Below are 20,758 nucleotides of genomic sequence, written 5' to 3'. Positions count from 1 at the left end.
TGCGGCAGCCTAACTGCCGCATTTAAAATCTAACAAAAATTATACAACAAATAGAAGTATCAAACTTACAACAAGAGCATAGATTGCAAGGGACTCGATCATTGCCAAACCAATGATCATAGGGGTCATAATCTTACCAGACGCCCCTGGGTTCCTGGAAATCCCTTCCACTGCACTTGCTACAGCTTTCCCCTGCCCAAGACCGGTACCAAAAGCTGCAATACCCATACCAAGACCTGCAGCAAGATAAACAGCCCATGACTTACCTGCTGCACCACCCTCAGCAGCAAAAGCAGACACTGAAAATGCCGCAACTAATAATGCTACCAAACCAAATACTTTTGCAAATCTTGACATAACATTTCCTCCAATTGTTTATTTCTTTTAGTGCGCTTCCTCTATGGCACCACTAATATAGATCATTGAAAGCATCATAAAAACATAAGACTGAAGCACCGCAGCAAAAAGTCCTAAGACATACATAGGCAGTGGTACTAAAAAAGGTACCAACATAAACAGCACCATAACAACCATTTCTTCACCAAACTTGTTACCAAACAACCTCATCGAAAGGGACAATGGTCTTGAAAGATGCCCTATGAACTCGATTATGATCATTAAGGGTGCCAACCATGGAACAGGCCCCATAAAATGATGAATATAATGAGCCCCATGTTTCTTAATCCCTATATAATGATAGGTTAAAAAAACGATGATAGCTGGAGCTGCAGTTGTATTAAGGTTAGCAGTAGGGGATAAAAAGCCAGGTATCAACCCCATCGCGTTGGATATAAACACATATAGCCCTATGGCAAATATCAATGGGATATATGGACGCCCTTCTTCCCCCATAATATCGACAGCAAACTTTTCAATCCCTGAAACGAGCATCTCAATGGCATTTTGACCCCTTCCCGGAATCTCATTTCTCATCTTTGAAACAATAGAACCGACAAAAAACACTACCAAAACTACCACAGTAGTCATAAAAACATGCCAATAATGATGCTGAACATCAGCTGGCAAAAAAGAAAAAATATTAAGCGGGTGTTCCATCTGTTTTCCTCCTGTTTTCCAAAAAGATATAAGCAGGGATCGACACGGTCAAAACTGAAAGACCGACTATCAGCCCCCATACATTCAGATCACCTTTTTTAAACCATAAATATAGAAAAAAACCTACAAGCAATAGCCTTAAAAATGTATTTCCAATCCCGATACCGACGAAAGAACCATCAAAACTCTTCTGGATCTTATAACTTAACCCCACAAAATTGAGAACACTCAACAGATACCCCACTATCATATTCGTCCCAAATGTTTCCCCTAAAAACATGTTGCATACTGTATACAATATTACAAAAAAAATCAACGAAAATATTAGAATTTTTTGATAAAGTTTATTTTTTTTCATCATCATCGTAAACATCTGTTCTTTTTAAAAAATATATCATATTCTTAAATCCCGCTGCTATACCCATAACCATAAAAAAAAGTGTAAGATATGGCCTGGTCTCAAACTTTTTATCCAGATAATAGCCAATAAGCGTACCTATCGCAATAGCTGAGACAAAAGAGATACCTATCGATCCTGCATTTAGCCAATATCTCATCTGTTTTTTATCTTTCATATAAGCTCTTTTAGTACCTCGTAATGAGCCTTTATAGTTTTATCGAGATCCTCTTTAGTATGTGCTGACGATACAAACAATGCTTCAAATTGACTTGGAGCCAAGTTTATACCTCTTTTAAGCATCCCATGGAAAAAAGCAGCATACTTTTTAGTATCACTTGTAAGAGCATCTTTAAAACTCTTTACCTTTTTCTCAGTAAAAAACATACAGGACATAGACTCAATGTGATTAAAGGTATAATTTAGTTTGAGCCTCTTACAGTTTTCCTCGAAACCTTCCCAAAGATAATCAGATTTTTCCCTTAACAACTTATAGAATTCTTTTGTCAGCTTATTAAGGGTTGCAAGGCCAGCTGCCATTGCCAAAGGGTTTCCACTGAGTGTACCCGCCTGATAAACAGGCCCCACTGGTGATATCTTTTCCATGATATCCCTTTTTCCACCATAAGCCCCTACAGGCAAACCACCCCCTAAAATCTTACCCAAGGTAGTCAAATGTGGCATAACATCGAAATACTCTTGCGCTCCCCCAGGCCCCAACCTAAACCCAGTAATAACCTCATCAAAAATAAGCAATGCACCTTCATTCTCACAAATATCAAGCAAACCCTTTAAGAACCCCTCTTCAGGTAAAACAACCCCCATATTGCCTGCAACAGGCTCCACTATTACGCATGCAATCTCATTTTTATTGTCCATAAACAGAGTTTTAACTGACTCTAAGTCGTTATAATCTGCTGTAAGTGTATGTTTAGCAAGATCCTTAGGAACACCGGGACTGCTCGGTTGGCCAAATGTCAGGGCTCCACTACCTGCCTTCACCAAGAGACTATCAGAGTGCCCATGATAACAACCTTCGAATTTGACTATCTTATCCCTATTGGTATACCCCCTAGCTAATCTAATAGCACTCATTACTGCTTCTGTCCCAGAGCTAACCATACGCACCATCTCTATAGAAGGCACCATTTCTACAACTCTTTTTGCAAGCTCCAGTTCAAGTTTAGTGGGGGCACCAAACGTAGTACCTTTCTTCATAGTAGCTTCTATGGCTGATATAATATCGTCATCAGCATGTCCATGAATTAAAGGCCCCCAAGAACACACATAGTCTATATATTCACACCCATCAACGTCGTAAATCTTTGAACCTTTACCCCTATCAATAAATATCGGCTCACCACCAACTGATCCAAAAGCCCTAACAGGACTATTTACCCCCCCTGGGATATATCTTTTACTTTCTTCAAAAAGATAGCTCATATTTCCTCCTTTGTCATCTTTTCCAATTCTTCATATTTTACTATGAGATCGTTTTCTATTTCTTCTATTTTTTTAAGACACTCTTCCAGCCTTTCCCATTCTGACATGAAAAGCTCTTTTTCTTTATATAATGAATTTAGCAAATTCTCAAGGTTTAATATCTCCTGATTCAGTTTACCCACTTTGTATTTGTCCACTTTTTTGCTTCTGTTTTTTTCAACCCTATAACTTTTATTATTTTCCGTTGGAGCATCTTTAACCAAACTTGGCAGCTCATAGGTCCAAATTAAAGATTTATTATCAAAAAATAGATATTTTTCAACCAGTCCCTCCATAAAATATCTATCATGGGATACCATTATCACCGTCCCATCATATTTCATTAAAGCATTTTTTAGCACATCTACTGTCTCGTAATCCAGATGGTTTGTAGGCTCATCCAAAAGCAAAAGATTGGGTCTCAAAAAGTAAATCTTCATCAACGACAACTTAGCAAGTTCTCCTCCACTAAGCGTAGAAAGCTTTTTATAAAGATCATCAAATCTAAACCCAAACTTAGGCAGCAGATCATAGATATCCTGAACTGTTATATCAACATCCAAGTTCAACAGTTCATCAAAAATTGTGTTCTCAGAATCATAATCTAATATCTGCTGAAAATAGTATATTTCACTCCTATCGCCAACTTTTACTTGACCATCTAAAATATTCAACCCCTTTTGATATATCGATCGTAAAAGTGTACTCTTACCTGAACCATTTTTCCCAACAAATGCAACTTTCTCACCTTTATAAATTGTAAAAGATATGGGGTTTGTTAACTTAACACTATCATAACCCACAACAACCCTGTCAAAACCAACAACTTCATAATCTTCTTCTTTTCTTTTTTTAAAAATAAAATCTATTTCTCTATTTTCGATTTTACAATTCTTAAGTTCCTCCTCTATCTTTTTTAACATTTTCATCCGTGCAGTAACCTGTTTTGATTTAACCCCTGCTCGATATCTATCTATAAACTCCACAAGCCTTTCCTTCTCTTCTTCCAACTGCGATTTTTTCTGAAGAATTCTATTGCTTTCCCCTCTTATCTCGTTTAAAAATTTACTAAACTTCATCCTATAATGTGATACTGTCCCGTTAGCAAGATAAAGGATCTCATCAGCTGCATTCTCTATTATCTTTCTATCGTGCGTGATAAAAAGTACTGTTTTATCTGTTTTCTTAATAAAACTTTCGAGCCATTCAATCATCAACAGATCCAAGTAGTTTGTTGGTTCATCCAGTAGCAATAGACTTGCTTCGGACACAAGTATACGTGCCAACTTAAGTCTTTCCCACTCACCCCCTGAAAGTTCTATAACAGACCTTCCCCAGGTATCCTCCTTAAAATCGAACACATGAAGTACCTCTCTAATCAACGATCTAAACCTATTACCGCCTAAGCGATCGTATTCATCATAGAGTAAACTATACTTTTCTGGATCTGCCGTTCTACCTATCTCTTCTTCAAGATCGACAATTCTTCTATCTGCATCCAGCATAAACTCAAAGATACTCTTTTTATCCACAACTAATTGTTGCAAGTAGCCAATTTTAGTACCATTAGAGATTACAATCTTCCCCTCATCAGGCTCCTCCATCCCCACTATCATCTTCATCAAAGTGGATTTCCCTGACCCATTAAGACCAAAAAGGGCAACTTTACTCCCTTTCATTATAGAAAAAGTTACATTTTCGAATAGTACTCTATCACCAAACGATTTACATAGGTTGAAAACTGATACTACTGACATAGTAGTTTTTTTAAATAAACAATAGATCTTTCCGTGTCATTTGTATTTCTATTTTCAATGGTATAACATCTGGGCTTGCATCTTTTAAGGAGGTCATCAATTCTTAGATTACCATATTCTAAACTGTTATGATCATCTCTATAGCCAAAATTGTTGTGCAAATGGAGTTCCCATATTTTCCCCATCCAGGAAGTAATCCAATCATCCAATGTAATTTCTGTAAAAAGATTAAAATGGCCATAGTCAAAACAAAATCCAGTGAAATCGTTATTCAATCTATCAAGTATTTTTCTTCCAATATTAGCATTGTTTTCAAACACATTTTCTATACTTACCAAGTATTCACCCTTTTTATGCTCTAATATCTCTAAAAATCTCTCGCTAAACACTTCAGCATAAAAATCTTCTTCAAAATTATATAAAAATGGATGATAATTGTGATGGAAAACAACATTAAAAGGTAAAACCTCATTACAAAAAATAATCGTATCCCTCATAATCTCCATCGATTTGGTTGAAACAAACTGATTGAAGCTTACAATATTTACATCGAAAAAAGGTGCATGCAGCGTCACATTCTTTGACTTTAGGTTATCAGCCAATTTAGTATCGTATATATCTGTAAAAGAAAGGGCAACCTCTATCCCAACCTGATGTTTCTCAGCCAATTCCTCAAAAACAGGCAAATATTGACTTTTACTTCTAACGAAGATTTTCATAAAACTTCCTGTAAAAATTATACTTAGCATAGTGCTCCAGAGCTGACAGATATATGAAACAGTCTTTAAGCGTTTTTCCCTTTGCAAAAACACCATGATCCTTTACAATAACAAGATAATTGGTTTTTAGCGCATTTGTAACAGAATCTGCCAATTCCCTACTACCAGATTTCCCTGTGACTATTGGCACCTTCACCATAAAATAAGGGATCTCACCAAAATGAAGTACAAGGTAATCATCATACCAACTAGCCATCAAAACAGAATAGATGGAATGGGTGTGAATAACTGCCAAAGCGTCTGTTTTCTGATAAATCGATCTATGCACAATTATCTCGCTGGATGCTAATCTGTCTAATTCATCTTCCTTAAACAGATCCACTATAACAATACTATCTTCACAAAGTTCATCTAACATTGTGCCTGTTTTTGTAATCAATATCCTTTCTCCAGATTTCAGGGATATATTGCCAAAGAATGAACCCACCAGACCGCTATCAACAACTTTTTTCCCAATCTTAATAATCTCTTTTTTGCACATAAAAAAAGGGGGTTACCCCCCGTTATTTTACTGATTTACTTCAGATTCCTGTCCTACAAATTCGATGATTGCCATCGTGGCGTTGTCACCTCTTCTGATTCTTGTTTTAAGAACCCTCGTATAGCCACCAGGCCTTGCGGCATATTTTGGTGCAAGATCTTTGAATACTCTTCTTACTGCATCTTTATTGTGTAGTTTTTTATAAGCTAATCTGATAGCAGAAAGATCACCCTTCTTACCCAATGTTATTATCGGTTCAACAAATGTTCTCAGGGCTTTAGCTCTATCAACTGTTGTTTCTATTCTACCCTTTTCTATAAGGGAGATGGCCAAGTTTCTAAGCATTGCAAGTCTATGATCTGTCGGCCTACCGAGTTTTTTTATTCCTGATCTATGACGCATCTTCTTCCCTCACATTTTTTTTATACCCTAATGCTTCCAGGTCCATACCTAAACTAAGACCCAGCTCGCTTAAGACCTTTTTTATCTCCTCAAGGGATTTTCTTCCAAAGTTTTTTGTTTTTAGCATATCACTGTCTGTCTTACTACACAGCTCAGCTAATGTTTTGATCTCGGCATTCTTCAAACAGTTATAAGCTCTTACAGACAGCTCGAGTTCTTCAATACTTTTATCCAATAACTCCAGAATCTGATCGTTTCTCATCTCTGCTTTTTCTGATTCTTCATTGTAGCTGGGCTCATCAAAATTGATAAACAGATCCATATGATCCTTTAGTATTTTAGCAGCAAACCCAATAGCATCCTCAGGGGCAACAGAACCATCAGTTTCCACTTCGAGGATTAACTTATCGTAGTCTGTGCTCTGACCTACCCTCGCATTTTCTACCCTAAAATTTGCCCTTTTAATTGGTGTAAATATAGCATCTACAGGTATAACATGAACGTCCTTAAACTTACCTTTAAGATCTTCTGAAGGAACGTAACCTATACCTCTTTCCACATACAATTCGATGTTTAATTCAGCATTAGGATCTGTAATGGTCGCTATATGTTGATCCGGATTCAACACCTGAACAGAAGGATCACCCTGTATATCACCAGCCTTTACTACGCCTTCACCTTTCTTTCTTATGTATACCCTTCTTTGTTCATGTACATTGAGATTAAGCTCCAGCATCTTAATGTTAAGGATGATTTCAACTACATCCTCTAAAACTCCTGGTATCGTAGTGTATTCATGGGTCACATCATTTATCCTTACAGCAACAACAGCAGTTCCTTCAATAGAGGATAACAGAATCCTTCTAAGGGAATTACCTATGGTTATACCAAATCCCCTCTCTAAAGGCTCCGCTACAAAGACCCCATACCTGTCAGTGTTTTCTGGGGATGCCTCCAGTCTTTTCGGTTTTATCAAACTTTTAAAGTTCATGATTATCATTAAAAATCCTCCTAAGAGCCTATTATTTAGAGTAAAGCTCTACTATTAGGTGCTCCTGGATATCATAAGCAACATCACCTCTTTCTGGAAGCCTATTTACTACAGCTTTAAAAGCAGCCTTATCTATACTCATCCATTCTGCTGTACCTCTACCATCAGAGGTCTCTAAAGATTCAACAATAAGCTTGTTATCTCTACTTTTCTCTCTAAGCTCAATTACATCACCCACTTTTAATAGATAAGAGGGGATATTTACCTTTTTACCGTTAACAGTAAAATGATTGTGTTTTACCAGCTGTCTGGCTTGACTTCTACTAGAAGCAAACCCTGCTCTATATACAGCATTATCCAATCTTCTTTCCAAAAGCTGCAAAAGGTTTTCACCAGTAATCCCTTTCATTCTTGTAGCTTTTTCGAAGTATATTCTAAACTGGGATTCAAGAACACCATAAATCCTCTTAACCTTTTGTTTTTCCCTTAATTGAACCCCATAGTCACTGAGCTTTTTCTTTACTTGTCCATGCTGACCTGGTGGATAACCTTTCTTTTCAATGCCGCACTTATCTTTATAACAACGCTCACCTTTAAGGTAAAGCTTCATCCCTTCCCTTCTACAAAGCTTGCATGATGGTCCTATATATCTAGCCAATGTATACCTCCACTACACTCTTCTTTTCTTTCTCGGCCTGCAGCCATTATGTGGGATTGGAGTAGTATCCCTAATTAATGTTATCTTTATACCAGCAGATTGGATAGCTCTAATAGCACTCTCTCTGCCAGAGCCAGGCCCCTTAACATTAACCTCAACCTCACGAACTCCAAAGTCCAATGCTTTCTTGGCAGCAGATTCAGCAGCCACCTGTGCCGCATAAGGTGTGGACTTTCTCGAGTTTTTAAAACCTTCTGTGCCACCAGCTGACCAGCACAATACATTCCCATTTATATCTGTAAATGTTACTATTGTATTGTTAAATGTTGAATGGATATGGGCAATCCCTTTTGGAACAATCTTTTTTTCTCTCTTTTTTCTCACTTTAGTTGCCATTATTCCTCCTAAAACCTATTACTTTCTCTTAATACCGCGTTTACCTGCAAGACCTCTTCTCGTACGAGCATTGCTTCTGGTTTTCTGACCCCTGCATGGCATGCTGTTTTTGTGTCTGTAACCCCTATAGCAATTTATCTCAATAAGCCTCTTTATACTAAGCGCTATCTCCTTTCTGAGATCACCCTCAACCTTTAGATTTTCATCGATATACTTTCTTATGGCCGATATCTCCTGCTCTGTCAGATCACCAACCTTTTTACTACCATCTAAACCAATATCCTTAATCATCCTCTGAGCAGTACTTCTACCAATCCCATAGATATAGGTAAGCCCTATTTCCAGTCTTTTGTTGTTCGGTATGTCAACACCAGCTACACGAGCCACAAATTTCCTCCTTAACCTTGTCTTTGCTTATGTTTTGGGGTTTCGCATATTATTCTCACGACCCCTTTACGTTTGATTACCTTGCACTTGTTGCAGATAGGTTTAACACTTGCCCTTACCTTCATCTCATACACCTCTTTTTACTTGTGCCTATAAGTTATTCTACCCTTTGTTAAATCATATGGAGACATCTCAACTGTAACCTTGTCCCCGGGAAGTATCCTTATAAAATTCATCCTCATCTTTCCCGACAAATGACAAAGTATAACATGCTTGTTTTCAAGCTCAACCTTGAACATCGCATTGGGAAGTGCTTCTAGCACCACACCTTCAAACTCAATTACATCATCTTTTTTCCCCATATGTTCCCTTTAAAGTGTTAATATTTCTGGTCCATTGTGGGTGATGGCAACAGTGTTTTCGTAATGAGCAGCGCATTTACCATCTATCGTAACCACGGTCCACCCATCTTCCAATACCTTCACCTGCCAATCACCAGCAACAACCATAGGTTCTATAGCTAAAACCATGCCAGCCCTAAGCCTTATGCCGCGGTTAGGTTTGCCAAAATTCGGTATGGTAGGTTCTTCATGTAGCTCTCTACCAATTCCATGTCCATAATAATCCCTAATTACATTAAAACCATTTTTCTCAACATAAACCTGTATTGCATGGGATATATCATATAATCTGTGCTGTTCATCAGCAAATCTGATCCCTTCAAAAAAGGATGCTTCAGTGACGTCTGCAAGCCTTCTTTTCTCTGGATCAACATCACCAACACAGAAAGTCCTACAAGCATCACCATGAAAACCGTTTTTAAACGCCCCCACATCGATGCTTACGATATCACCTTCTTTTAAGACAGTTTCAGAAGGGATACCGTGAACCACCACATCATTTATAGAAATGCAGGCAGATGCAGGATATCCTCTGTATCCCTTAAACGAAGGGACAGCAGAACGGGACTTTATAATATTTTCTATATAGTTGTCAAGAGATTTTGTCGTAACACCAGGTTTTACCTTTTCTGCCACTTTTTCTAAAACCTCTTTTACCACCTCACAAGCTGTTTTAAGTTTGTTCAATTCCTCTTTACTTTTAATTTCCACCATTATCTTAAAATCTCTTTTATTCTGGCATATATCTCGTCAACATCACCCTCACCGTTTACCACATGGAGTTTACCACTGTTTTTATAGTAATCCTTCAATGCTGATGTCTGCTCATGATACACTTTTAATCTCTTACTTATAGTTTCTTCTTTATCATCATCCCTCTGATAAAGCGCACCCCCACAATCATCACACACATTGTCCACCTTTGGAGGATTATACTTTATATGGAAAACCTTACCACAGGATCTGCATGTTCTTCTACCTGTAAGACGTTCCATTATCAATGCATCATCAACCTCAAGGCTAATTATATGGGTCAATGAAATATTCAAATCACCTTTTAACATGGCATCTAAGGAAACAGCTTGTGGTATGGTTCTGGGAAATCCATCAAGAATAAAACCATTTTTACAGTCGTCCTGTTTTAGCCTATCTTTAACTATGCCAATGATAATATCATCAGGTACAAGCTTACCTTCATCCATATACTTTTTAGCCATTTTTCCCAAATCAGTCCCTTCCTTTACAGCAGCTCTTAATATATCACCCGTAGAGATCTGAACAACACCAAAATTCCTTATTATATTAGCCGACTGTGTACCCTTACCTGCACCTGGTGGGCCAAGAAAAACTAAATTTACCATCCTGCACCTCTTGCCTTTATTCTCCCCTTTGATAAGAACCCATCATAGTTATGTGTGATCAGATGGGACTCAATCTTATTTACCACATCCATAGACACCCCTATTGCAATAAGGACACTGGTCCCACCGAAATAAAAGGGTACATTGAAAAAGTGTAATACCATTTGAGGCATTATAGCCACTATAGTTAGATAAATTGCCCCTGCAAACGTCAATCTTGAAAGGGTAAAATCTATAAACTCAGCCGTATTTGCTCCAGGCCTTTTGCCAGGAACAACCCCCCCGCTTCTTTGAATATTATCAGCAATTTCTGTAGGATTAAATATGATTGACGTATAAAAATAGCAGAAGAATATTATTAGTACTGAATATAGCACGTAATACAAGAAATGGTTTGGGGATAGATAAAAACCTATCATCTTAACCACTTCACTACCTGAAAATGATGATAGTGTTGAAGGAAACGATATTATAGATGCAGCAAAAATGATTGGAATAACACCTGAAGTATTCAATTTTAGGGGAAGATACGATGTCGCCACATTCCCCCTTAAACCCACTGCACCTCTTTTAATATATTGAATAGGAATTCTCCTACTGGATGCCTCAACAAAGACAATACCAGCAGTAACTGCTACTATAATAATCAATATAACTACAAGTGTGAGTACCTGAAGTTCACCCGTTTGCATTAGTCTTAAGGTATTAAGAGCAGCTGTTGGTATAGCGGCAACGATACCTGCAAAGATGATCATTGACATGCCATTACCAATCCCTCTTTCAGTAATCTTTTCACCAAGCCACATTAGAAAGATCGTTCCAGCTGTCAATGTCAAAGCTGTAATAATCCTGAAACCCCAACCAGGATACATCACCACAGATGCACCTGTTGGTGACATCATCCCCTCAAGACCAATCGCAATACCCAAACCCTGTATCATTGATATAAGCACTGTTCCATATCTGGTGTACTTTGTGATCTTTGCTCTACCCTCTGCACCTTGTTTCTTCAACTCTGCAAGCTGGGGTGATACCACCGTCAAAAGCTCCATAATGATCGAAGCTGAGATATAAGGCATAACCCCCAGACCACAAACAGTCAATCTACTAAGGGCACCCCCAGTGAACATGTCAAAAAACCCCAATATATTTCCTGACTGTCTTGCAAAAAACTCCGTCAACGCAGTAGAATTAATACCTGGCGTAGGTACATGGGTTCCTATTCTGTACACAATCAAAAGGAAAAGGGTGAAAAGAATCCTTTTCCTCAACTCTGGTACTGAAAAAATCTCTTCTATTTTTTTAAACATTCGCTACCCCAAAATTTTGACTTCTCCACCAACTGATTTAACCTTTTCCACAGCTGCAGCAGATGCCTTATTCACTTCAATGGTAAGCTTTTTAGTAAGCTCCCCCATGGACAGCAACTTAACACCGTCTTTATTCCCCTTTATCAAACCCTTTGCAACAAGGGTATTTACATTAACCAAATCACCATTTTCAAATTTATCTTCTATTTGATAGAGGTTTACGATTTCGTGAACAGTAGCAAACCGTTTATTATTGAACCCTCTTTTTGGCAATCTCCTAGTAAGTGGCATCTGACCACCTTCAAATCCAGGCTTAGTTTGCCCTCCAGATCTTGCCTTTTGACCCTTATGCCCCTTTCCAGCGGTAGTACCTAAACCACTACCTGAGCCTCTACCTACTCTTTTTCTGGTTTTAGTTGATCCAGGTGCTGGTTTTAATTCATGTAATTTCATACTCTAACCCTCTTTACGATATATTATTTCATTGATCTCTTTTCCTCTGTAAGCAGCTATCTGTTCCAACGTTCTTATCTTTTTAAAGCCATCCAAAACAGCAAGTATCAAATTGTTTGGATTTCGACTTCTTACAGCCTTTGCAAGGATATCATGTACCCCGGCTAACTCAAAAAGGGACCTAGTAACACCGCCAGCAATGATACCGGTACCAGGCGCCGCGGGCTTCATTATTATCTCAGCAGCCCCAAATTTACCCACAACCTCATGGGGTATTGTACCTTTGGAAATAGGTAACTTTATAAGATTCTTCTTGGCCGCTTCAAGAGCTTTTCTGATTGCATCTGGTACTTCCCTGGCCTTACCATATCCAATACCTATCGTACCGTTTCTATCACCAACAATCACCATAGCAGTAAATCTAAAAATCCTACCACCTTTAACAACCTTTGTAACCCTTCCTATATGGACAACTTTATCTTCTAATTGATTCACACTCGTATTCAAAGCAGTCCTCCTTAAAAATCTAACCCAGATTCCCTTGCAGAATCGGCTAGAGCTTTTATTTTACCATGATAAATGTAACCGCCTCTATCAAAAACTACAGACTTTATCCCTTTTTCCAAAGCCCTTTCGGCTATTAGTTTACCAACAGCTTTAGAAACCTCTACATTTACTCTACCAGCGAACTTCTCTCTCAAGTCCTTTTCCAATGAACTGGCAGCAACAAGCGTATTACCTGTATCATCGTTTATAACTTGAACATAGATATATCTATTGCTTCTAAATACAGCTAATCTTGGTCTTTCAGCTGTACCAGAAACCTTCTTTCTGATCCTTTTATGTCTTCTGATCCTTGAATCCTTTTTGTCAGCCATAGCTCATCAAACTCCTATCTTATTTTTTACCAGATTTACCAGCTTTTCTTAGTATCTTCTCACCCTCATACCTTATACCCTTGCCTTTGTAAGGCTCAGGTGGTCTTAGCGCACGTAGATTTGCTGCAACCTGACCAACTTTCTGTTTATCAGTACCCCTTACACCAAACTTTGTTTGGGACTCCACGAAAAACTCTATCCCATCTGGAGCTTGATAAACAACCGGGTGAGAATAACCAAGTGAAAAATCCAGGTCTTTACCTTTAAGAGCAACCCTATAACCAACACCAACAATCTCTAATTTCTTCTCGAATCCCTTTGTAACACCAATAACCATGTTTTGTATCAGTGTTCTAACCAGTCCATGAAGCGACCTCACAGATCGGTGGTCATTGTTTCTTGTTACAAGTATCTGATTGTTTTCCACAGAAACATTTATATCTGTAGGTTTTTGATAGGTTAGGACACCCTTTGGCCCTTCTACCTTAATAACATCACCATCGATTGAAACTTTTACATTATTTTCCAACAAGATCGGCTTTTTTCCTATTCTTGACATACAAGCCACCTATTACCAGATTTTACAGATATATTCACCACCGACCTTCTCTTTTTTACACTGCTTCACAGTTTTGATCCCAGATGACGTAGAAACTATACCTGTCCCTAATCCACCCAACACAAGATCAAGATTTTTTGACTTAACATAGACCCTTCTACCGGGCAAACTTACCTTTTCAGCTCCCCTAATAACAGACTCACCTTCGTCAGTATATTTTAGATAGATGACAATATCTTTCTTATTGTTATTAGTGAGTACCTTGAAATTTTTAATATACCCCTGGTCCCGGAAAATCTCTAAAATAGACTCTTTCATCTTAGAATGGGGAACTACAACCTCTTGATGCTTAACTCTCACGGCATTCATAATCCGTGCTAGCATATCTGCAATTGGATCAGTCATTACCTTGCCTCCATTTTTTTATTAGCGGTAACCGATATCTACTATTATCTGCTATTACCAGCTTGATTTTCTAACTCCGGGGATTAAGCCCTCGGAAGCCTGTTTTCTAAAGCATATCCTACACATATTAAACCTTCTTAAAAAGGCTCTTGGCCTTCCACATATAGGACATCTATTGTATTCCCTAACCTTAAACTTCTTTTTCTTTAAAGCATGATGATATTTTGCTGTAGTAGCCACTAATACCTCCTATTTTTGTGCAAAAGGCATCCCTAAAGCCTTAAGCAATTCCTTAGCCTCTTCATCTGTTTTAGCCGTGGTGGTGATGATTATATCCATACCCCTTATTTTGTCAATCTTATCATAATCTATCTCAGGAAAAATTATCTGTTCTTTTATACCAAATGCGTAGTTACCCCGTCCATCGAAAGAGTTTGGATTTACTCCTGCAAAGTCTCTTACCCTCGCAAGAGCAATGTTCATAAGCCTATTTAAAAATTCAAACGCCATCTTTTTTCTCAGCGTAACCTTACATCCTATAGGCATCCCTTCTCTCAGCTTAAAACTAGCTATCGATTTTTTAGCTTTTGTCACAACTGGTTTCTGACCAGCTATAAGAGCCATGTCATTTACAGCATGTTCAATGATCTTTGGATTAGACACAGCTTCACCCAATCTCATGTTTAAAACAACCTTTTCGATCTTGGGAACCTGCATTACATTTTTATACCCAAACTTTTTTATCAAGTATGGGACAACTTCTTTTTCATATTTCTCTTTTAACACTGACATGGATAACTCCCTTAGTCTTTATCTACTATTTCGCCACAAGACTTACAAAACCTTTGTTTAGTTCCATCCTGCAGAACCTTTATACCAAGACGGACACCTTTATCACATTTCTGGCAATAATACATAATATTGGATATGTCTATCGGCTTTTCCTTCTCCACTATACCACCATCGGGATTTAGCTGGCTTGGCTTCATGTGTCTTTTAACAACGTTGACAGCTTCCACAATAGCCTTACCATCTTCTTTTAACACTTTCAAAATCTTTGATTTTTTCCCCTTATACTTACCGGTAATAACTATAACAGGGTCATCTTTTTTTAGTTTATACTTAACAGCCGCCATCGTAACCTCCTATAGCACTTCGGGAGCCATTGATATTATCTTAAGGAACCCTTTTGCTCTAAGATCCCTTGCAACTGGCCCAAATACCCTCGTGCCAATAGGCTCCAGGTTTTTATTTAATATCACCGCAGCGTTATCATCAAACCTGATATAGGTACCATCAGGCCTACGTTTTTCCTTTTTAGTCCTAACAATCACAGCTTTTACAACATCACCTTTTTTAACATTACCATCAGGGATAGCATCCTTAACGCTGCACACAATTATATCACCCAATCCACCATATTTTCTTTTAGAGCCACCAAGAACTTTAATACACATAAGCTCTTTGGCCCCAGAGTTATCAGCGACTCTCAATCTACTCTGAACTTGTATCATCTTATACTCCTAAACCCTTATTAATTTAATCCTACAGGTCTTTCTATGATTCTGACCACTCTCCATCTCTTTGTCTTACTAAGTGGTCTTGTTTCCATAAGCTCCACGACATCACCTATCTTACACTCGTTATTCTCATCGTGGGCAATATACTTTTTACCTCTTTTTACAAACTTATGGTATTTTGGATGAAGCTTAAGGGTTTCAACTTTGACCACCACTGTCTTATCCATCTTATCGCTAATAACGACACCCTTACGAACCTTCCTTCTATTTCTTTCCATATTAACCCTCTTTCTCTTTTTCTTTCAGTATAGTTTTTATCCGGGCAATATCTTTTCTTACTTTGCCTATTTTGCTTGTATCTTCTAAATCAGCAGTAGAAAGCTTAAACCTAAGTCTGAAAAGCTCTTCCCTAAGCTCCATCTCCTTCTTTTGCAGCTCTGATCTGCTCATGTTTCTAAGTTCTGCAGCTTTCATTATTCAACTCCTTTGGCAGAATCTGAAATTTCTCTTTTTACAAATTTACACTTCACAGGAAGTTTATGAGATGCGAGTCGAAAAGCTTCCCTTGCCTGCTCCTCAGTAACACCTTTGATCTCATAAAGCATAGTCCCTTCTTTTACAGGAGCCACATAGTACTCCACTGCACCTTTACCTTTACCCATCCTTGTTTCAGCCGGTCTTTTGGTAATAGGTTTGTGGGGGAAAATCCTGATATAAAGATTTCCACCTCTTCTAATATACCTGTTTATGGCAATCCTCGCAGCCTCTATCTGTCTACTTGTAAGCTTACCCTTTTCCTGCGATTGCAAGCCAAAATCACCAAAAGCAAGCGTATTACCTTTGGTGGCTTTCCCTCTAATCCTTCCTTTAAAGGATTTTCTATATTTAGTTCTACTTGGCATTAACATATTATTCTACCTCTGCAGCATTTTTGTTTTTCTCTTCAAAAGTTTCCCCTTTGAATACCCACACTTTGATACCTATTATGCCATAAGTAGTCATTGCATCAGCAGTTCCGTAGTCTATATCAGCTCTCAAGGTTTGAAGGGGCACTCTACCTTTTATGTACCATTCTGTTCTAGCCATATCTGCACCTGCTAATCTACCAGAACATGAAACCTTGATCCCCAATGCACCAGATTTAAGAGCCTGCACAACAGCCTTTTTCATCGCTCTTCTAAAGGCAATCCTTCTTTCAATCTGTAAAGCAATATTTTCAGCTATCAGTGTAGCATCAATCTCAGGTTTCTTAACCTCCCTGATGTTTATTTGAACATCAGCACTGGTAAAAACCTTAAGGTCAGACTTAAGCTTATCTATCTCTGCACCTTTCTTACCTATAACTATGCCAGGTCTGCTAGTATTGAGGGTAACCCTCATCTTCTGACCCATTCTTTCTATATCTATTGAAGATATACCAGCCTGGTTTAGCTTCTCCTTCAGATACTTTCTTATCTTCATATCCTCAGAAAGATTCTTTCTATAATCTTTCTTATTTGCGTACCAAATCGATTTCCATGTCTTGTTTATACCAATCCTTAACCCAATTGGATGAGCTTTCTGACCCACTAAGCACCTCCGATATTATTCGCCGAGGACAACTGTTATATGGCTGGTTCTTCTTTTGATCAGAGAAGCCCTTCCATACGCCCTTGGCATATATCTTTTATAAAATGGCCCACCATCTACCTTCACTTCTACAAGCTTTAGGTTGCTTACATTCCTAACCTGCTTATTCTCCTCAGCATTTGCCACAGCTGATTTTAATGTCTTATATATCTCCTGAGCAGCTTTTTTGGTAGTAAATCTAAGTAATGCCATAGCCTCATCAACAGTCTTGCCCCTTACTAGATCCGCAACCAATCTTGCCTTTCTAGGAGATACCCTTATATATCTGGCAACAGCCTTTGATATCATAACCTACTCCAGCCTTATCTCTTTATTTTCTTATCATCTTTTTTGTGTCCACGAAATGTCCTGGTCAACGAGAATTCACCCAACTTATGACCGACCATATTTTCGGTGACATAAACAGGTATAAACTTTTGTCCATTGTGAACAGCGAAAGTCAAACCCACCATATCAGGAATTATAGTACTTCTTCTAGACCAGGTCTTTATCACCTTTTTATCACCAGACTGTTTAGCAGTCTCTACTTTCTTCAACAAATGGTCATCTATAAATGGTCCCTTTTTAAGCGATCTTGGCACATCTACCTCCTTTATTTCCTCTTAGTGACAATATACTTATTAGATGGCTTGTTTTTCTTCCTTGTCTTATAACCCTTAGTAGGTAAGCCCCATGGTGATACAGGGTGTCTTCCACCTTTAGTCCTACCTTCACCACCTCCATGTGGGTGATCAACAGGGTTCATAGCTGTACCCCTTACGGTAGGTCTTATACCAAGCCAACGGCTCTTACCAGCTTTCCCAATAATCACATTCTCATGATCTGGGTTACTTACCTGACCAATAGTTGCTTTACATTCGGATTTAACAAGCCTTATTTCACCAGAAGGTAAACGGAGGTGACAGTATTCCCCTTCTTTTGAAAGCAACTGGGCATACGTCCCAGCTGATCTAGCCAGCTGACCACCCTTGCCTGGTCTTAACTCCACATTATGAATGACAGTACCCACAGGAATATCTTTTAACTGCATGGCGTTACCTATCTTTATATCTGCATCTTTGCCACTCTGGATTATATCTCCTACCTTCAGCCCTAGCGGTGCAATAATATACCTCTTTTCACCATCAGCATAGGCAACTAATGCAATCCTTGCACTTCTATAAGGATCATACTCAATGGTCTTTACCTTTGCAGGTATTGCATCTTTATCCCTCTTAAAGTCGATAATCCTGTATAACTTTTTATTTCCACCACCCTGGTGTCTAGTGGTGATTCTACCATAATTATTTCTACCACCCTTTTTTGGTATCCTGATAAGCAGGGATTTCTCAGGGGTATCAGTGGTTATATCAGCATAATCATCATTAGCTCTAAATCTAACACCTGCTGATGTTGGTTTATATTTTCTTATACCCATCTTAACCTCTCTTTATACAAATTCCAACTTTTGGTCTTTTTCGAGAACTACAATAGCCTTCTTCCAGTCATCTCTTTTACCCACTACCATACCAAATCTCTTCACTTTACCTTTAACTGACATAGTTCTCACATCTTTCACCTTGACATTAAAAAGCTTTTCTACAGCTTCTTTGATCTGAATCTTATTAGCTCTTGGATCAACCTCAAAAACCACTTGGTTTTGTTTCTCTTTCAGATCAACAGCTTTTTCTGTAATAAGAGGTCTTTTTATTATATCATATATTGTCAACATTATTGAAGTACCTCCATAACATGTGAGAGGGCATCCTTTAAAATTATGATGCTATCAGCATTCACAACATCATATACGTTCAAACCCTTTACATTTAAAAAATCCACATTGGGTATATTTCTAAATGCCATAAAAGTCTTCTGATCGATCTCTTTATAGACTATCAACACCTTCTTCCCCAAAGCCATATTATAAAGCAGCTTTTGGGCATCCTTCGTCTTACCAGATTCTACGATCAAAGAATCGATCACTTTTACTGCTGCATCATCAAACTTTGCTCTCACCGCAGATTTCAAAGCATTTTTTACCTTCTTTTTAGGCATGGTATATGAGTAATCTCTTGGCTGAGGTCCAAATATTATAGCTCCACCTCTCCATAAAGGTGATCTGATCGAACCAGCCCTAGCTCTACCTGTTCCCTTTTGCTTCCATGGCTTTCTACCACCACCTTCTATAAGGGCCCTATTGAGTGTTGAATGTGTACCAGCCCTTCTACAGGCTAGCTGCATTTTAACAACTTCATGTATCAACCATGGTTTAACCGGATAGGTCATTATCTCATCAGAGATTTCAATCTGCCCCACTTTCTCATTTTTTGTGTTTATTACATCCACCAAAGCCATATCATCCTCTTATCTTTTCTTCGTAGTCTCTTTGATGAAAACTATACTGTTCTTATGCCCAGGAACAGCACCTTTTACAAGCAGTAAGTTTTTATCTTCTAGCACTTTCACCACTTCCAATCTTTGGACGGTAACAGTCTTGCCACCCATCCTACCAGGCAACTTTTTACCCTTTAACGTTTCACCTGGGAACTCCCTCATACCAATTGCACCGGGTGCCCTATGGAAATCTGAACCGTGCGCTGCAGGACCACCTGCAAATCCATGTCTCTTTACAACACCCTGAAATCCTTTACCAATACTTACACCCTGCACATCTACAATGTCACCTTCAGCAAATAGTTTTACTGTAAGCTCCTGACCCAATTGATATTCATCAGGATTGTCCACCTTAAACTCCTTTAGAGTCTTATGGGCATCAACACCATGCTTTTTAAAATGGCCACCCATAGGCTTATTAATCTTTTTCTCTTTTAATATCTTTTCAAATCCAAGCTGAAGGGCATTATAACCGTCTTTATCAACAGTCTTTTTTTGTACCACCTGACAGGGCCCTGCCTGAATAACTGTGACAGGAATAACATTACCTTCTGAGGTAAAAATCTGCGTCATCCCAATTTTTCTACCTATCAACGCTTTTAACATTTTGCCCTACCTTTTATAGTTTTATCTCAACATCAACCCCAGCAGAAAGCTCTAGCTTCATGAGAGCATCTATCGTCTGGGGATTGTGATCGTGAATATCAACCAATCTCTTGTGCGTTCTAATTTCAAACTGTTCGAATGAGGTCTTATTAACGTGGGGAGACCTCAAAACTGAATATTTTTCAATCTTTGTAGGAAGTGGGACAGGGCCAACAACCCTGGCACCTGTCATCTTTGCAGTCCTAACAATATCCCTAACAGATTTATCAAGTATCTTGTGATCAAAACTTTTTAATTTTATTCTTATCTTTTCTCCAGCCATCTCTTTTCCTCTATTACTCTATAATCTCAGTAACAACACCAGCACCGACAGTCCTACCACCTTCACGAATCGCAAACCTCAAACCCTGCTCCATAGCTATAGGCTGGATCAACTCCACAGTCGCACTTATATTATCACCAGGCATCACCATCTCT

At 38.4% G+C, this 20,758-nt stretch carries 38 protein-coding genes and 1 pseudogene; all 39 read right to left on the bottom strand.

Translation table 11 applies throughout. The features are described from left to right. Positions 1–39: 39 nt before the first annotated feature. Positions 40–357 (bottom strand): ATP synthase F0 subunit C, encoded by a 318-nt coding sequence (gene atpE / locus N3C60_05550; protein ID MCX8084370.1) that lies wholly within the window; start codon positions 355–357, stop codon positions 40–42. A gap of 27 nt (positions 358–384) precedes the next feature. Continuing rightward, positions 385–1,056 carry a F0F1 ATP synthase subunit A gene (atpB, locus tag N3C60_05545; protein MCX8084369.1) on the bottom strand — a complete coding sequence of 224 codons (672 nt, stop codon included), beginning with the start codon at positions 1,054–1,056 and terminating at the stop codon, positions 385–387. Continuing rightward, on the bottom strand, positions 1,040–1,414 hold the full coding sequence (locus N3C60_05540; protein MCX8084368.1) for an ATP synthase subunit I: 375 nt from the start codon (positions 1,412–1,414) through the stop codon (positions 1,040–1,042). The genes atpB and N3C60_05540 overlap by 17 nt, the downstream gene beginning before the upstream one ends. Then, the gene (locus N3C60_05535) at positions 1,401–1,631 is read right to left on the bottom strand and encodes an AtpZ/AtpI family protein (protein MCX8084367.1); all 231 of its coding nucleotides are present in this window, start codon (positions 1,629–1,631) and stop codon (positions 1,401–1,403) included. The genes N3C60_05540 and N3C60_05535 overlap by 14 nt, the downstream gene beginning before the upstream one ends. Beyond that, positions 1,628–2,896 (bottom strand): glutamate-1-semialdehyde 2,1-aminomutase, encoded by a 1,269-nt coding sequence (gene hemL / locus N3C60_05530; protein MCX8084366.1) that lies wholly within the window; start codon positions 2,894–2,896, stop codon positions 1,628–1,630. Before hemL ends, N3C60_05535 begins: the two co-directional genes overlap by 4 nt. Then, positions 2,893–4,692 carry an ATP-binding cassette domain-containing protein gene (locus tag N3C60_05525; protein ID MCX8084365.1) on the bottom strand — a complete coding sequence of 600 codons (1,800 nt, stop codon included), beginning with the start codon at positions 4,690–4,692 and terminating at the stop codon, positions 2,893–2,895. The genes hemL and N3C60_05525 overlap by 4 nt, the downstream gene beginning before the upstream one ends. Further along, positions 4,683–5,411: a TIM barrel protein gene (locus N3C60_05520; protein MCX8084364.1), complete on the bottom strand. Its 729-nt coding sequence runs from the start codon at positions 5,409–5,411 to the stop codon at positions 4,683–4,685. The genes N3C60_05525 and N3C60_05520 overlap by 10 nt, the downstream gene beginning before the upstream one ends. Next, positions 5,395–5,952, bottom strand: a complete 558-nt coding sequence (locus N3C60_05515) for a class II aldolase/adducin family protein (GenBank protein MCX8084363.1) — start codon at positions 5,950–5,952, stop codon at positions 5,395–5,397. The genes N3C60_05520 and N3C60_05515 overlap by 17 nt, the downstream gene beginning before the upstream one ends. 27 nt (positions 5,953–5,979) lie before the next feature. Next, the gene (gene rplQ / locus N3C60_05510) at positions 5,980–6,354 is read right to left on the bottom strand and encodes a 50S ribosomal protein L17 (protein ID MCX8084362.1); all 375 of its coding nucleotides are present in this window, start codon (positions 6,352–6,354) and stop codon (positions 5,980–5,982) included. Next, the gene (locus tag N3C60_05505) at positions 6,344–7,354 is read right to left on the bottom strand and encodes a DNA-directed RNA polymerase subunit alpha (protein MCX8084361.1); all 1,011 of its coding nucleotides are present in this window, start codon (positions 7,352–7,354) and stop codon (positions 6,344–6,346) included. Before N3C60_05505 ends, rplQ begins: the two co-directional genes overlap by 11 nt. A 22-nt stretch (positions 7,355–7,376) precedes the next feature. Continuing rightward, complete coding sequence (gene rpsD, locus N3C60_05500; GenBank protein ID MCX8084360.1) at positions 7,377–8,003, bottom strand: 30S ribosomal protein S4; 627 nt, start codon at positions 8,001–8,003, stop codon at positions 7,377–7,379. A 12-nt stretch (positions 8,004–8,015) separates the two neighbouring features. Further along, on the bottom strand, positions 8,016–8,399 hold the full coding sequence (rpsK, locus tag N3C60_05495) for a 30S ribosomal protein S11 (protein MCX8084359.1): 384 nt from the start codon (positions 8,397–8,399) through the stop codon (positions 8,016–8,018). 18 nt (positions 8,400–8,417) lie between these two features. Further along, entirely contained in the window at positions 8,418–8,786 is a 369-nt protein-coding gene (rpsM, locus tag N3C60_05490) for a 30S ribosomal protein S13 (GenBank protein ID MCX8084358.1), read from the bottom strand. Between the two features lie 11 nt (positions 8,787–8,797). Then, positions 8,798–8,911, bottom strand: coding sequence for a 50S ribosomal protein L36 (gene rpmJ / locus N3C60_05485; protein ID MCX8084357.1), 114 nt, complete (start codon positions 8,909–8,911; stop codon positions 8,798–8,800). Positions 8,912–8,926: 15 nt separating this feature from the next. Next, positions 8,927–9,148, bottom strand: a complete 222-nt coding sequence (infA, locus tag N3C60_05480) for a translation initiation factor IF-1 (GenBank protein MCX8084356.1) — start codon at positions 9,146–9,148, stop codon at positions 8,927–8,929. A 9-nt stretch (positions 9,149–9,157) separates the two neighbouring features. After that, a complete protein-coding gene (gene map, locus N3C60_05475; GenBank protein ID MCX8084355.1) occupies positions 9,158–9,901 on the bottom strand; it encodes a type I methionyl aminopeptidase in 744 nt (247 codons plus the stop codon). Further along, positions 9,901–10,548: an adenylate kinase gene (locus N3C60_05470; protein ID MCX8084354.1), complete on the bottom strand. Its 648-nt coding sequence runs from the start codon at positions 10,546–10,548 to the stop codon at positions 9,901–9,903. Before N3C60_05470 ends, map begins: the two co-directional genes overlap by 1 nt. Next, a complete protein-coding gene (gene secY / locus N3C60_05465) occupies positions 10,542–11,858 on the bottom strand; it encodes a preprotein translocase subunit SecY (protein ID MCX8084353.1) in 1,317 nt (438 codons plus the stop codon). Before secY ends, N3C60_05470 begins: the two co-directional genes overlap by 7 nt. Before the next feature lie 3 nt (positions 11,859–11,861). Further along, positions 11,862–12,311: a 50S ribosomal protein L15 gene (gene rplO, locus N3C60_05460; protein ID MCX8084352.1), complete on the bottom strand. Its 450-nt coding sequence runs from the start codon at positions 12,309–12,311 to the stop codon at positions 11,862–11,864. A gap of 3 nt (positions 12,312–12,314) precedes the next feature. Further along, on the bottom strand, positions 12,315–12,818 hold the full coding sequence (gene rpsE, locus N3C60_05455; protein ID MCX8084351.1) for a 30S ribosomal protein S5: 504 nt from the start codon (positions 12,816–12,818) through the stop codon (positions 12,315–12,317). A gap of 11 nt (positions 12,819–12,829) precedes the next feature. Then, entirely contained in the window at positions 12,830–13,189 is a 360-nt protein-coding gene (rplR, locus tag N3C60_05450) for a 50S ribosomal protein L18 (protein ID MCX8084350.1), read from the bottom strand. A 19-nt stretch (positions 13,190–13,208) separates the two neighbouring features. Continuing rightward, positions 13,209–13,748: a 50S ribosomal protein L6 gene (rplF, locus tag N3C60_05445; GenBank protein ID MCX8084349.1), complete on the bottom strand. Its 540-nt coding sequence runs from the start codon at positions 13,746–13,748 to the stop codon at positions 13,209–13,211. Positions 13,749–13,760: 12 nt separating this feature from the next. Next, entirely contained in the window at positions 13,761–14,153 is a 393-nt protein-coding gene (gene rpsH, locus N3C60_05440) for a 30S ribosomal protein S8 (protein MCX8084348.1), read from the bottom strand. Between the two features lie 54 nt (positions 14,154–14,207). After that, positions 14,208–14,393, bottom strand: a complete 186-nt coding sequence (locus N3C60_05435; GenBank protein MCX8084347.1) for a type Z 30S ribosomal protein S14 — start codon at positions 14,391–14,393, stop codon at positions 14,208–14,210. Positions 14,394–14,402: 9 nt separating this feature from the next. Continuing rightward, positions 14,403–14,945 (bottom strand): 50S ribosomal protein L5, encoded by a 543-nt coding sequence (gene rplE, locus N3C60_05430; GenBank protein ID MCX8084346.1) that lies wholly within the window; start codon positions 14,943–14,945, stop codon positions 14,403–14,405. 11 nt (positions 14,946–14,956) lie between these two features. After that, complete coding sequence (gene rplX / locus N3C60_05425; GenBank protein MCX8084345.1) at positions 14,957–15,289, bottom strand: 50S ribosomal protein L24; 333 nt, start codon at positions 15,287–15,289, stop codon at positions 14,957–14,959. A 9-nt stretch (positions 15,290–15,298) separates the two neighbouring features. Beyond that, positions 15,299–15,667, bottom strand: a complete 369-nt coding sequence (gene rplN / locus N3C60_05420; protein MCX8084344.1) for a 50S ribosomal protein L14 — start codon at positions 15,665–15,667, stop codon at positions 15,299–15,301. 20 nt (positions 15,668–15,687) lie between these two features. Then, a complete protein-coding gene (rpsQ, locus tag N3C60_05415; GenBank protein MCX8084343.1) occupies positions 15,688–15,951 on the bottom strand; it encodes a 30S ribosomal protein S17 in 264 nt (87 codons plus the stop codon). A gap of 1 nt (position 15,952) precedes the next feature. Then, positions 15,953–16,147: a 50S ribosomal protein L29 gene (gene rpmC / locus N3C60_05410; protein MCX8084342.1), complete on the bottom strand. Its 195-nt coding sequence runs from the start codon at positions 16,145–16,147 to the stop codon at positions 15,953–15,955. Next, a complete protein-coding gene (rplP, locus tag N3C60_05405) occupies positions 16,147–16,533 on the bottom strand; it encodes a 50S ribosomal protein L16 (GenBank protein ID MCX8084341.1) in 387 nt (128 codons plus the stop codon). Before rplP ends, rpmC begins: the two co-directional genes overlap by 1 nt. Continuing rightward, positions 16,525–17,242 (bottom strand): annotated as a pseudogene (gene rpsC / locus N3C60_05400) (30S ribosomal protein S3). Before rpsC ends, rplP begins: the two are co-directional and overlap by 9 nt. A gap of 15 nt (positions 17,243–17,257) precedes the next feature. Then, positions 17,258–17,590 carry a 50S ribosomal protein L22 gene (rplV, locus tag N3C60_05395; GenBank protein ID MCX8084340.1) on the bottom strand — a complete coding sequence of 111 codons (333 nt, stop codon included), beginning with the start codon at positions 17,588–17,590 and terminating at the stop codon, positions 17,258–17,260. Between the two features lie 14 nt (positions 17,591–17,604). After that, positions 17,605–17,883, bottom strand: a complete 279-nt coding sequence (gene rpsS / locus N3C60_05390) for a 30S ribosomal protein S19 (protein ID MCX8084339.1) — start codon at positions 17,881–17,883, stop codon at positions 17,605–17,607. 11 nt (positions 17,884–17,894) lie between these two features. Beyond that, positions 17,895–18,719, bottom strand: coding sequence for a 50S ribosomal protein L2 (rplB, locus tag N3C60_05385; GenBank protein ID MCX8084338.1), 825 nt, complete (start codon positions 18,717–18,719; stop codon positions 17,895–17,897). A gap of 12 nt (positions 18,720–18,731) precedes the next feature. Further along, entirely contained in the window at positions 18,732–19,013 is a 282-nt protein-coding gene (rplW, locus tag N3C60_05380; GenBank protein ID MCX8084337.1) for a 50S ribosomal protein L23, read from the bottom strand. Then, on the bottom strand, positions 19,013–19,636 hold the full coding sequence (gene rplD / locus N3C60_05375) for a 50S ribosomal protein L4 (protein MCX8084336.1): 624 nt from the start codon (positions 19,634–19,636) through the stop codon (positions 19,013–19,015). The genes rplW and rplD overlap by 1 nt, the downstream gene beginning before the upstream one ends. A gap of 9 nt (positions 19,637–19,645) precedes the next feature. Further along, positions 19,646–20,281, bottom strand: a complete 636-nt coding sequence (gene rplC / locus N3C60_05370) for a 50S ribosomal protein L3 (protein MCX8084335.1) — start codon at positions 20,279–20,281, stop codon at positions 19,646–19,648. Between the two features lie 13 nt (positions 20,282–20,294). Then, a complete protein-coding gene (gene rpsJ, locus N3C60_05365) occupies positions 20,295–20,603 on the bottom strand; it encodes a 30S ribosomal protein S10 (protein ID MCX8084334.1) in 309 nt (102 codons plus the stop codon). A 13-nt stretch (positions 20,604–20,616) separates the two neighbouring features. Continuing rightward, on the bottom strand, positions 20,617–20,758 hold a 142-nt coding region (tuf, locus tag N3C60_05360; protein ID MCX8084333.1), incomplete at its 5' end, for an elongation factor Tu.

It is taken from the genome of Calditerrivibrio sp., assembly GCA_026415135.1.
GTDB lineage: Bacteria > Chrysiogenota > Deferribacteres > Deferribacterales > Calditerrivibrionaceae > Calditerrivibrio.
This window is presented reverse-complemented; position numbering and strand designations above follow the sequence as displayed.

Coding starts and splice junctions, on each gene's coding strand:
- atpE (MCX8084370.1), bottom strand. CDS start 357: ATGTCAAGATTTGCAAAAGTATTTGGTTTGGTAGCATTATTAGTTGCG.
- atpB (MCX8084369.1), bottom strand. CDS start 1,056: ATGGAACACCCGCTTAATATTTTTTCTTTTTTGCCAGCTGATGTTCAG.
- N3C60_05540 (MCX8084368.1), bottom strand. CDS start 1,414: ATGAAAAAAAATAAACTTTATCAAAAAATTCTAATATTTTCGTTGATT.
- N3C60_05535 (MCX8084367.1), bottom strand. CDS start 1,631: ATGAAAGATAAAAAACAGATGAGATATTGGCTAAATGCAGGATCGATA.
- hemL (MCX8084366.1), bottom strand. CDS start 2,896: ATGAGCTATCTTTTTGAAGAAAGTAAAAGATATATCCCAGGGGGGGTA.
- N3C60_05525 (MCX8084365.1), bottom strand. CDS start 4,692: ATGTCAGTAGTATCAGTTTTCAACCTATGTAAATCGTTTGGTGATAGA.
- N3C60_05520 (MCX8084364.1), bottom strand. CDS start 5,411: ATGAAAATCTTCGTTAGAAGTAAAAGTCAATATTTGCCTGTTTTTGAG.
- N3C60_05515 (MCX8084363.1), bottom strand. CDS start 5,952: ATGTGCAAAAAAGAGATTATTAAGATTGGGAAAAAAGTTGTTGATAGC.
- rplQ (MCX8084362.1), bottom strand. CDS start 6,354: ATGCGTCATAGATCAGGAATAAAAAAACTCGGTAGGCCGACAGATCAT.
- N3C60_05505 (MCX8084361.1), bottom strand. CDS start 7,354: ATGATAATCATGAACTTTAAAAGTTTGATAAAACCGAAAAGACTGGAG.
- rpsK (MCX8084359.1), bottom strand. CDS start 8,399: ATGGCAACTAAAGTGAGAAAAAAGAGAGAAAAAAAGATTGTTCCAAAA.
- rpmJ (MCX8084357.1), bottom strand. CDS start 8,911: ATGAAGGTAAGGGCAAGTGTTAAACCTATCTGCAACAAGTGCAAGGTA.
- infA (MCX8084356.1), bottom strand. CDS start 9,148: ATGGGGAAAAAAGATGATGTAATTGAGTTTGAAGGTGTGGTGCTAGAA.
- map (MCX8084355.1), bottom strand. CDS start 9,901: ATGGTGGAAATTAAAAGTAAAGAGGAATTGAACAAACTTAAAACAGCT.
- N3C60_05470 (MCX8084354.1), bottom strand. CDS start 10,548: ATGGTAAATTTAGTTTTTCTTGGCCCACCAGGTGCAGGTAAGGGTACA.
- secY (MCX8084353.1), bottom strand. CDS start 11,858: ATGTTTAAAAAAATAGAAGAGATTTTTTCAGTACCAGAGTTGAGGAAA.
- rplO (MCX8084352.1), bottom strand. CDS start 12,311: ATGAAATTACATGAATTAAAACCAGCACCTGGATCAACTAAAACCAGA.
- rplR (MCX8084350.1), bottom strand. CDS start 13,189: ATGGCTGACAAAAAGGATTCAAGGATCAGAAGACATAAAAGGATCAGA.
- rplF (MCX8084349.1), bottom strand. CDS start 13,748: ATGTCAAGAATAGGAAAAAAGCCGATCTTGTTGGAAAATAATGTAAAA.
- rpsH (MCX8084348.1), bottom strand. CDS start 14,153: ATGACTGATCCAATTGCAGATATGCTAGCACGGATTATGAATGCCGTG.
- rplE (MCX8084346.1), bottom strand. CDS start 14,945: ATGTCAGTGTTAAAAGAGAAATATGAAAAAGAAGTTGTCCCATACTTG.
- rplX (MCX8084345.1), bottom strand. CDS start 15,289: ATGGCGGCTGTTAAGTATAAACTAAAAAAAGATGACCCTGTTATAGTT.
- rplN (MCX8084344.1), bottom strand. CDS start 15,667: ATGATACAAGTTCAGAGTAGATTGAGAGTCGCTGATAACTCTGGGGCC.
- rpsQ (MCX8084343.1), bottom strand. CDS start 15,951: ATGGAAAGAAATAGAAGGAAGGTTCGTAAGGGTGTCGTTATTAGCGAT.
- rpmC (MCX8084342.1), bottom strand. CDS start 16,147: ATGAAAGCTGCAGAACTTAGAAACATGAGCAGATCAGAGCTGCAAAAG.
- rplV (MCX8084340.1), bottom strand. CDS start 17,590: ATGATATCAAAGGCTGTTGCCAGATATATAAGGGTATCTCCTAGAAAG.
- rplB (MCX8084338.1), bottom strand. CDS start 18,719: ATGGGTATAAGAAAATATAAACCAACATCAGCAGGTGTTAGATTTAGA.
- rplW (MCX8084337.1), bottom strand. CDS start 19,013: ATGTTGACAATATATGATATAATAAAAAGACCTCTTATTACAGAAAAA.
- rplD (MCX8084336.1), bottom strand. CDS start 19,636: ATGGCTTTGGTGGATGTAATAAACACAAAAAATGAGAAAGTGGGGCAG.
- rplC (MCX8084335.1), bottom strand. CDS start 20,281: ATGTTAAAAGCGTTGATAGGTAGAAAAATTGGGATGACGCAGATTTTT.
- rpsJ (MCX8084334.1), bottom strand. CDS start 20,603: ATGGCTGGAGAAAAGATAAGAATAAAATTAAAAAGTTTTGATCACAAG.